This window comes from Acetobacterium tundrae (genome assembly GCF_008086615.1).
Lineage (GTDB): Bacteria > Bacillota > Clostridia > Eubacteriales > Eubacteriaceae > Acetobacterium > Acetobacterium tundrae.
Window position 1 is genome coordinate 1 of the sequence record NZ_RXYB01000051.1, and the last position, 1,851, is coordinate 1,851.

Genomic DNA, 1,851 nt, shown 5'->3' on the forward strand with positions numbered 1-1,851 from the left:
CCTTTCCCACTTAATCTGGACTTTGGGACCTTAGCGGATGGTCTGGGCTGTTTCCCTTTTGACTATGAGACTTATCTCACACAGTCTGACTGCCGTATATAAGTGTATGGCATTCGGAGTTTGATAAGGTTCAGTAATCTTTACGACCCCTAGCCTATTCAGTGCTCTACCTCCATCACTCTCTTTACAACGCTAGCCCTAAAGCTATTTCGGGGAGAACCAGCTATCTCCGTGTTCGATTGGAATTTCACCCCTATCCACAACTCATCCAAGCCTTTTTCAACAGACACTGGTTCGGACCTCCACTTGGTTTTACCCAAGCTTCATCCTGGTCATGGATAGATCACACGGTTTCGGGTCTACAGCATGCAACTATCGCCCTATTCAGACTCGGTTTCCCTACGGCTCCGTACCTGAAGTACTTAACCTTGCTACATACCGTAACTCGTTGGCCCGTTCTACAAAAAGCACGCAGTCACTTGCGCTCCTGCTGCTTGTAAGCACAGGGTTTCAGTTTCTATTTCACTCCCCTTCCGGGGTTCTTTTCACCTTTCCCTCACGGTACTTTCCGCTATCGGTCAATCAGTAGTATTTAGCCTTAGGGGGTGGGCCCCCTATCTTCCCACAGGGTTTCACGTGTCCCGTGGTACTCTTCGATTACCCACTTTATTAATTTTCGCTTACGGGGATCTTACCTTCTTCGTCCAGCCTTCCCATGCTGTTCAGCTAATTAATAAAATTTGATGTAATCTGGGCTCTTCCTCGTTCGCTCGCCGCTACTTAAGGAATCGATGTTTCTTTCTTTTCCTCCGGGTACTAAGATGTTTCAGTTCTCCGGGTTCCCTCTGTCAAGCTATTTATTCACTTAACAGTGACTGATCTTCTATCAGCCGGGTTTCCCCATTCGGATATCTACGCTTAATCGGTTATGTGCACCTACACGTAGCTTTTCGCAGCTTGTCGCGTCCTTCGTCGGCTCTGATTGCCAAGGCATTCACCCTGTGCTCTTTTCTTCTTGATCCTTTTGATGTTACGTTTTCGTGTTAAAGAAATTGTATTTTCAAATTTTTATATACACTATGCTGTTTTCAATGATCGACGCTTTTACCCAAATTTGATAAAATTTGGTCAGTCACTAAGCGTTAACCTGTGACTGCTGTAAAAACTAACACATTTTTCGGCTCAATGCTTCCTTGAATAATTCAAAGAATCTGACGAAAAATATGATCCTTATTCTGCTTGAACTTGCGTTCGTTTTTAAATGGTGGGCTTGGGAGGACTTGAACCTCCGACCTCACGCTTATCAGGCGTGCGCTCTAACCACCTGAGCTACAAGCCCATGCGTTTTTTTTAATGGTGGAGATGAGGAGACTCGAACTCCTGACCCCCTGCTTGCAAGGCAGGTGCTCTCCCAACTGAGCTACACCCCCACTTTTTTCTACGATATTTTCATTTCTACTGCGTTGCTTTTATTTTTTCGCTCAGTTACGTGCAAAGCACGCGCCTTCGCTCTCAAATAAATGCGCCTTGTATAAATAAAAATATCTTGAAAAACGTATTTGTCCAAATTTTCAATTTGGCAAGTCACTAAGCGTTAGCGTGTGACTGATACAAATACTAACACATTTTTCGGCCGAATTCTTCCTTTATCAATCAGGAATTCTGACGAAAAATATGATCTTTATTCATTTTTATGTCTATTGCTTCTGTCTTGTATAACCATTATGGTCATACAAAAGAAAATAGTACCATGACTTCCTGTATTCCCTAGAAAGGAGGTGATCCAGCCGCACCTTCCGATACGGCTACCTTGTTACGACTTCACCCCAATTACCGACCCCACCTTCGGCA

2 tRNA genes and 2 rRNA genes are annotated in these 1,851 nt (G+C 44.1%); all 4 read right to left on the reverse strand.

What is annotated here, in order from left to right:
- A 23S ribosomal RNA gene (locus tag FZC40_RS16865) occupies positions 1 to 1,021 on the reverse strand; the annotation flags it as partial.
- A gap of 241 nt (positions 1,022 to 1,262) precedes the next feature.
- A tRNA-Ile gene (locus FZC40_RS16870) sits at positions 1,263 to 1,339 on the reverse strand.
- A gap of 15 nt (positions 1,340 to 1,354) precedes the next feature.
- Positions 1,355 to 1,430, reverse strand: a tRNA-Ala gene (locus tag FZC40_RS16875).
- A gap of 341 nt (positions 1,431 to 1,771) precedes the next feature.
- Positions 1,772 to 1,851, reverse strand: a 16S ribosomal RNA gene (locus FZC40_RS16880); the annotation flags it as partial.